This window comes from Trebonia sp. (genome assembly GCF_030042015.1).
In the GTDB taxonomy this organism is placed as follows: domain Bacteria; phylum Actinomycetota; class Actinomycetes; order Streptosporangiales; family Streptosporangiaceae; genus Trebonia.
In genome coordinates, this window is the sequence record NZ_JASIAL010000097.1 from 1 (window position 1) to 7,435 (window position 7,435).

A 7,435-nucleotide genomic window follows, 5' to 3' on the forward strand; every position below is an offset into this window, starting at 1 on the left:
GAGCGCCCGGGTCGATCAGTTGCGCGGGCACATCGCCTACGCCTCGAGCTTGGGCCGTGATGCTCCCGCCCTGCTGCTCAAGGCGGCTAGGCGGTTCGAGCCGATCGACCTGGAACTGGCCCGCGACACCTACCTGACGGCCTGGCATGCGGCAACGATGGCCGCGAACTTGCCGGACGCCGGCATCCTGGTCGAGATCTCTCGCGCAGCCCAGGCCCTTCCGCCGACGGCGGGCGCTCCGCATCCGGCCGACCTGATCCTGGCGGGCCTGGCGCGGCTGGTCACCGACGGGGCTGCCGCCGCGGCAGCGCCGTTGCGGCAGGCGGTCAGCGTCCTCACTGCCGGAAGCTTCTCCAGCGAACAGGGACTCCGCTGGGGATGGTTCGCCGCCAGCGTGCTGTGGGATTACGAGGCCCGTCATGCGATCGTAGCCAGGCAGGTCCAGCTGGCCCGGTCCGCCGGCGCGCTCGAACAGCTGGCGTCGGGTCTCGTCTTCCTGGCCAGGAGCTGCGCGTGGCGAGGCGACTTCGCGGCGGCCGGGTCCCTGATCACGGAATCCGACACCGTGGCCGAGGTGACGGGGATCCGCTTCGCGCCGTACGGCCGCATGTTCCTCGCCGCGCTGCAGGGTGACCAGGACGAGTTCGCCTCGCTGACGGCGGCCGTCAGCGTCGTCGCGACGGCCGGGGAGCAGGGGTTCGCGACGACGAACGCGCACTATGCGGCCGCGGTCCTGCATAACGGCTCCGGGCGTTACGCGGACGCGTTCGCGGCGGCCTGGCACGTCAGGGAGGAGGTGCGGCGGACGGGAGTAACGCCCAGGCTCGTCTCCATGTGGGCGCTGCCTGAGCTGATCGAGGCCGCCGTGCGCACCGGCCGCACCCAGGCCGCGGCCGAGACGCTGGCTGAGCTGGCGGAGACGACCCAGGCCGGCGAGACCGAGTACGGGCTGGGGCTCGAGGCGCGCTCGCGTGCCCTGGTCAGCGTGGGGGCGGCCGCCGAGGAGCGCTACCGCGAGGCGATCAGACGGCTCGGGCACACCCAGATGCGCACGGACCTGGCTCGCGCGCACCTGCTGTACGGGGAGTGGCTGCGCCGCCAGCGCCGTCGCCGCGACGCCCGCGACCAGCTGCGCACGGCCCTGGAGATGTTCGACGCCATCGGGATGGCGGCCTTTGCCGCCCGGGCCAGGGCGGAGCTGCGCGCCACCGGCGAGCACGCCGCGCCGGCCGGCCCGGGTCCGCTGCAAGGGCTGACGCCGCAGGAGGAGCAGATCGCCCGGCTGGTCGCCGAGCAGCTGTCCAACCGGGAGATCGCCGCCCGGCTGTTCATCAGCGCCAGCACCGTCGAGTACCACCTCGCCAAGACCTTCAGGAAGCTCGGCGTCACCAGCCGGACCGAGCTCGCCCGAACCCTGACATCGGCACCGGAACACCCGCCCCGCCAGGCTGACGGCTCCGCGCCCAGGGCCCCGGACCGTTGAGTCTGCCGGCCTCGCGCCACACGGTGGATGCGCAGGCCGGGCTGTCAGCTCTGACGGTGTGCGGCCGGGCGGTGACTGCCAGGGTTGCCCCTGAGTCCGGAAGAAACCGGAAGGGAAAGGGAGAAGTCCTGTGAATGACGTCGCTTACTGCACCTCCCCTGGCGCGGTAATGCCGTCCGTCTTGACGGTGTGCGGCCGGCTGGCGGTGGTCAGGCTGAGCTGACCAGGCGAGAGGGCTCCCCTCTCGCGCACCAACGCGAAGGGAAACGGTCGGATGACCACGAACTGGAACTGGCTGCAGGTCACGAGCAGCGACACGGACGGGGGGATGACGTCCGCACTGGTCTTCGCCGGGCAGAAGCTGGTGGTCGTCGGGGGCAGCAGCGGCATGGGGCGGCAGACCGCCGCCGATGTGGTGGCCGCTGGCGGCAGCGCGGTGATCATCGGTAAGGAGCCGGATAAGGTCGGCGCCACGGTCAAGGACCTGTCGGAGTCCGGCTCCGCTTACGGGATCACGGCGGACCTGACGGACCGGATGGCGGCGGAGGCGGCGTGCGGGCAGCTAGCGGCCGAGCACGCGGACGCGACCCTGCTGGTGAACGCGGCGGGGCTGTTCCTGCCCAAGCCCTTCCTCGACCATACCGGCGCGGATTACGACGCCTACCAGGAACTGAACCGGGCGATCTTCTTCCTGACCCAGACGGTGGCCCGCGGGATGGTCACCCAGGGGCGCGGCGGGTCGATCGTGAACATCGGCAGCATGTGGGCGCACCAGGCGGTGGGGGCGACCCCGTCGTCGGCCTACTCGCTGGCCAAGGGCGGGCTGCATGCCCTGACCCGCAACCTCGCGCTCGAGCTGGCGCCGCACAAGATCCGGGTCAACACGATCGCCCCGGCCGTCGTCGCCACCCCGATCTACGAGAAGTTCGTGCCCAAAGACCAGCTCGAGGCGACGCTGCACAGCTTCGACGCCTTCCACCCGCTGGGCCGGACCGGCACCGTCCGCGACGTGGCCAACACGATCACGTTCCTGTTGTCGCCGGCCACCAGCTGGGTGACCGGGGCCATCTGGAATGTCGACGGCGGCGTCATGGCCGGACGCAATTGACGCCGCAGGCCTCCCCGCCACCGGCCTCGTCCGCAGTGCCCGCGAGGACACCACGGCACCGGTCAGCAGCATCCGGAGATCCGCTGGCCAGGGGCAGTCAGCCGCGCTCGTTCGGAAAATCATCATTATCCCGAACGGGGGCGGCTGACTCCGGCCCGCCCCACGACTCCCGTAAGGACCAAGCGGGGACGGCAGGGACGGGCGAGAAGCGAAGCAAGGAGAAGTGAGGAAATCGTTGCCTGGGATCAAGGTGAAGCGTGCCGACGTGGTGCGGGCGTTGCAGGAGTACGACAAGCTCGGGCCGCAGGCCTTCTTCGCCGAGCATGGGTTCGGCTACACGACAACGTACGACCTGGTGTGGGATCAGCGCCGCTATCCGCCCAAGGCGATCTTGGGCACGGCCTATGAGTTCGCTACCGGCCACCGCCTGGAGCCGCTTCGTATCGGCGCAATCACCCCGGCAAGGTGACGCCTGCTGACCTAGGCAGATCCGAGGCTACATGAGGAAGACAGCGCCGGGGCCTGCGGACGGCACCCGCCTGCAGGGCCGCGTCGGGTCGTCCGGCGGTGATCACCGCCGACCGTTCCCATCGACCGGAAGGTACTCATGTCTCTCGAGACGCTGCTGGACAGGAACAAGGCGTTCGCCGCCACTGATGGCGTGGCCAGGAACCCGAAGATCCCGTTCATCCCCAATCAGCTGGCGTACATCATCACCTGCATCGACCCTCGCACCGAGCCGGCCGCCTTCCTCGGCGTCGACCTCGGCGACGCGATCGTGCATCGCGTGGTCGGCGGCCGGGTCACTCCCGCGGTGCTGCGCGACGTCGCGTACATCAGCTACCTGCTCGACACCAAGGCCCCTGACGGGCCCTGGTTCGAGCTGGCAGTTATCCACCACACCGACTGCGGCTCCACGTTCCTGGCCGACCCGGTGCTGCGCGCGGGGTTCGCCGCTCGTGGCTTCAACGAGGCCGAACTGGCCGCCTTGCCGGCCACTGACCCGGCCGCCACCGTCCGGGCCGACGTCAACATCCTGGTCACCGCACCCCAGATATCCCCCAACATCAGGATCGGCGGCTACGTCTACAACACCGCCGAGGGCACTATCGACACCATCGTCACCCCCACCCGGGCCGGCATCCGCTGACCATCCCCAGCGCTGCCCTGAAGCAGACGCGGGGCTCATGGCCGGCGGGTGAGCAAGCCACGGTTGAACGCCTCGGCGACGGCGGCAGCCCGGTCGCTGACCCCCAGCTTGGCGTAGATGTTCAGCAGGTGAGTCTTTACCGTGGCCTCCGTGATGAAGAGCCTGGCGGCCGCCTCCCTGTTCGTGGTCCCGGACGCCACCAGCTCGAGGACCTCGACCTCGCGCTGGCTGAGCGGGCCGGCGCCGGGGGAGCGGACCCTGCTCATCAGCCGGGCCGCCACCGCTGGCGAGAGCACCGCCTCGCCGCGCGCGACCGCCCGGACCGCGCGCAGCATCTCGGTTCGGGGGGCGTCCTTGAGCAGGTACCCGGTGGCGCCCGCCTCGATCGCCGCGAGCACGTGGCTGTCGGTGTCGTAGGTAGTCAGCACGAGCACGCGCCCGGCCACGCCTCTCCTGGCCAGTTCGGTTATCGCGGTCACGCCGTCCATGCCGGGCATCCGCAGGTCCATCAGGATCACGTCGGGCCGTAGCTCCTGGGCCAGCCGGACGGCCTCCGCGCCGTCGGCGGCCTCGCCCAGCACCTCGAACTCCGGGTTACGCGCGAACATGCTGCTCACCCCGTCTCGCACCACGGGATGGTCGTCCACGATCAGTAGCCTGATCGGAGCGGCGCCCTGGGCAGCGTCCGGGCCCGGTGCCGGGATGCTGGGACTGCTCACCCGGAGACCTCCGCGGGCGCGGCCGGGATGCAGGCGGAGATCCCGGTGCCAAGTCCCGGTTCCGATTCGATGTGCAGCGTCCCCGCCAGGCCCTCGATCCGCTGCCGCATCGCGATCAGGCCGAACCCGCCAGCCGTCCTGTTCGCGAGACCCCTGCCGTCGTCGCGGACGTCCAGCGCGACCTCGTGGTCCATGTACGACAGCGTCACCCCGGCCTTGGTCGCCTGGGCGTGCCTGGCGATGTTGGCCAGCGCCTCCTGCGCGGTCCGCAGCAGCGCGCTCTCGGCTTCCGGGGGCAGCGGCCGTTCGGTCCCGGTCGTCATGACCCGGACCTCGATCCCGTGCAGCGCCGACCAGCGCGAGGCGGTGCCGGCCAGCGCCTCGCTTAGCGAGGCGTCCTCCAGCGGCTCGGGACGCAGCGCGTCCACCGACCGCCGCGCCTCCGACAGGCTCTCCCTGGCCAGCCTGATCGCGGCGTCGTGGTGCCCGCGCCACTCCGCCGGTTCGCCCGCGTGCTCAGCCGCCTGCAGCTGGGTGATGATCCCGGTCAGCCCCTGTGCCAGCGTGTCGTGGATCTCCCGGGCCATCCGCTGCCGCTCGTCCAGCATCCCGGCTTCCCGCGCCTGGGTCACCAGCTGCTGGTGCAGGCCAGCGTTCTCGGCCAGCGCCGCCTCCAGCCTGCGGTTCGACTCCCGCAGCTCGTTCAGCGTCCGCCCGCGCTGGTCGTGCTGCGTTTCGAGGACATGCAGGAACCAGGTGAGGCCGCACACGGCGAGCATGTTGCAGGCGAAAATGGCGGCGCAGGCGGCCAGGCCGGCCGGCGTCGTCCTGTCCAGGCCCGCCGTCTGCGCCGTGGCCGCCACGCCGGCGGTGGCGGCCACGCCGGACAGCTGCCATGGCCAGGGCAGCAGCAGGATCGAATAGCTGTACCCGGCGTAGGCGTAGAACCCGAACCACGGATCCCTGATTACCAGCGCGTACGAGATGGCGATCAGCCCGGCCACGAACACGGCCGCGACCAGGGGGCGACCGCGCACCCGCGGGTGCACCGCCACCAGGCCCCACACCGCGGCCACCAGGCACAGCACCAGAGTGGTGGGCGCCGAACCCCAGTGCCCGGCCAGCACGGAGGTGGCCAGTGCGGCGAGGAGGACCAGCTGTACGGCCGACGCCCGGGCTGGCGCTGAGCGCCGCCACGTCTCCACCGGGTAGCCGGATCCCGGACCGCTCATCTGATCTCCTCCGCTCCCGAATCTACTCCCAGCGGAAGAACCTGACCGCCGCCAGTCCGAACGCCACCGCGTACGCCGCCATCGTCACCAGCTGCAGCCAGGACGGCCACTGCCCCTGAGTCGCGTCCTGCAGTGCGGGCACCGCCGCGCCCAGCGGGGTGGCGTGGCTGATGTGCTGCAGCACCGTCGGCATGTTCTGGATGGGCAGCCACAGCCCGGCGAAGAACATCATCAGGTAGAAGAAGACCGCGCCGATGCCCCGGGCGACGCCTGCGCTGGACGCCACCGCGGAGATGAACAGCCCGGCCGCCATCAGCGCGGCGGCGGACACCACGCCGGTCACGAGGAACCCGCCGAGCTGACGCGGCGCGGCCACTCCGTATCCGCCGCTGGCCACGGCCAGCAGGACGATCACGATGGCCGCGGTGACGACCAGCTTGACCGTGAGTTCGGCGACTAGCACCCGGACCGGCCCGGCGGGCGTGGTCTTCAGCCGGCGCAGGTATCCCAGCTCCCGGTAGCCGGCCAGCGTCGCCGGCATGGCGATCAGGGACAGCAGGCCCATCGCGAAGACCAGCAGGATGGGCACGTACACGTCGAGCGTGGTCAGGCCGCCGTACTTGGCGACCGGCGTGTTGAAGGAGTGGATCGAGCCGAAGATGATCATCAGGAGCAGCGGGAACCCGCCGCCCGCCAGCAGTCCGACTGCCGCACGCCCCCGGGTGAACAGCTTCAGCTCGGTGATGATGAGCTGGGTCATCGCGGAACGCCTGCGCAGGGCCGGCGCCGCCATCGTGGTGGCCGTCATGGCTGTTTCCTCTCGGTCGTCGCCGATGTCGCAGTGTCCGGGTCTTCGCCGGCCCGCGAGTGCCTGCCGGTGAACGTGAGGAACGCGTCCTCCAGGCTGGCCTGCTCCACCCGCAGCTGCTCAGCCACGATCTGGTTGCGGGCCAGCGCGGAGATGACCGCGTTCAGCGCCTTGCTAGTGCCGGTGACCACGACGGCGTCGCCCTTGCGGACGACCTTGGTAACCTCCGGCAGGCTTTCCAGCAGCCGGTCATCGACCGGAACGGACGGGCGGAACTGGATCCGCTGCTCGGTTTCGACCCGCTCGGCGAGCGCGGCCGGAGTATCCAGCGCCACGACCTGGCCCGCGTCGATCATGGCTACCCGGTCGCACAGCCGCTCGGCCTCCTCCATGAAGTGGGTGACGAGCACGATAGTGACCCCGCGGTCGCGCACCCCCTCGATCAGGTCCCAGGTGTCGCGCCTGGCCTGCGGGTCCAGGCCGGTGGTGAGCTCGTCAAGCACCGCCACCCGCGGCCTGCCGACCAGCGCCAGCGCGATCGACAGCCGCTGCTGCTGGCCGCCGGAGAGCTTGCGAAACGGGGTCCTGGCCTTGGCCGAGATCCCCAGCACCTCAATCAGCTCCCGCCAGTCCGCCGGATCGCGGTAGAAGGAACTGTAGAGCTCCAGTGCCTCGGCAACCCGGAGCTGATCGGGCAGCCGGCTCTCCTGCAGTTGCACCCCGAGCCGCTGGGTAAGCTCGGCCCGGTCCCGGAGCGGATCGAGCCCGAGCACGCTGATCTCGCCCTGGTCCGGCTCCCGGAGCCCCTCGATGCACTCCACGGTCGTGGTCTTGCCGGCGCCGTTAGGGCCGAGGATCCCGAAGATCTCGCCCTCGTGCACGGTGAACGAGACATCGCCGACCGCGACGGTATCCCCGTACTCCTTGTGCAGGTT

At 70.7% G+C, this 7,435-nt stretch carries 8 protein-coding genes; 4 read left to right on the forward strand and 4 right to left on the reverse strand.

The features are described from left to right. From Q1N79_RS04910 to Q1N79_RS04925, 4 genes are all read left to right on the forward strand, one after another. Positions 1-1,483, forward strand: a 1,483-nt coding sequence (locus Q1N79_RS04910) for a helix-turn-helix transcriptional regulator (protein WP_300605015.1), incomplete at its 5' end; no start/stop codon positions are given. A gap of 274 nt (positions 1,484-1,757) precedes the next feature. Next, entirely contained in the window at positions 1,758-2,591 is an 834-nt protein-coding gene (locus tag Q1N79_RS04915; protein WP_300605017.1) for an SDR family NAD(P)-dependent oxidoreductase, read from the forward strand. Positions 2,592-2,826: 235 nt separating this feature from the next. Beyond that, the gene (locus Q1N79_RS04920) at positions 2,827-3,060 is read left to right on the forward strand and encodes a hypothetical protein (protein WP_300605019.1); all 234 of its coding nucleotides are present in this window, start codon (positions 2,827-2,829) and stop codon (positions 3,058-3,060) included. Positions 3,061-3,198: 138 nt separating this feature from the next. Beyond that, entirely contained in the window at positions 3,199-3,741 is a 543-nt protein-coding gene (locus Q1N79_RS04925; protein ID WP_300605021.1) for a carbonic anhydrase, read from the forward strand. A 35-nt stretch (positions 3,742-3,776) separates the two neighbouring features. Here Q1N79_RS04925 and Q1N79_RS04930 read toward each other — a convergent pair whose 3' ends face one another. From Q1N79_RS04930 to Q1N79_RS04945, 4 genes are all read right to left on the reverse strand, one after another. Next, positions 3,777-4,460: a response regulator transcription factor gene (locus tag Q1N79_RS04930; protein ID WP_300605023.1), complete on the reverse strand. Its 684-nt coding sequence runs from the start codon at positions 4,458-4,460 to the stop codon at positions 3,777-3,779. After that, a complete protein-coding gene (locus Q1N79_RS04935) occupies positions 4,457-5,692 on the reverse strand; it encodes a sensor histidine kinase (RefSeq protein ID WP_300605025.1) in 1,236 nt (411 codons plus the stop codon). Before Q1N79_RS04935 ends, Q1N79_RS04930 begins: the two co-directional genes overlap by 4 nt. 22 nt (positions 5,693-5,714) lie before the next feature. Continuing rightward, complete coding sequence (locus Q1N79_RS04940) at positions 5,715-6,500, reverse strand: ABC transporter permease (RefSeq protein WP_300605027.1); 786 nt, start codon at positions 6,498-6,500, stop codon at positions 5,715-5,717. Continuing rightward, positions 6,497-7,435: ABC transporter ATP-binding protein (locus Q1N79_RS04945; protein WP_300605029.1), on the reverse strand; the 939-nt coding region annotated here is incomplete at its 5' end. The genes Q1N79_RS04940 and Q1N79_RS04945, both read right to left, overlap by 4 nt.

Excerpts from the sequence above, each read along its gene's own strand:
- Q1N79_RS04915 (WP_300605017.1), top strand. The coding sequence starts at position 1,758 with ATGACCACGAACTGGAACTGGCTGCAGGTCACGAGCAGCGACACGGAC.
- Q1N79_RS04925 (WP_300605021.1), top strand. The coding sequence starts at position 3,199 with ATGTCTCTCGAGACGCTGCTGGACAGGAACAAGGCGTTCGCCGCCACT.
- Q1N79_RS04935 (WP_300605025.1), bottom strand. The coding sequence starts at position 5,692 with ATGAGCGGTCCGGGATCCGGCTACCCGGTGGAGACGTGGCGGCGCTCA.
- Q1N79_RS04940 (WP_300605027.1), bottom strand. The coding sequence starts at position 6,500 with ATGACGGCCACCACGATGGCGGCGCCGGCCCTGCGCAGGCGTTCCGCG.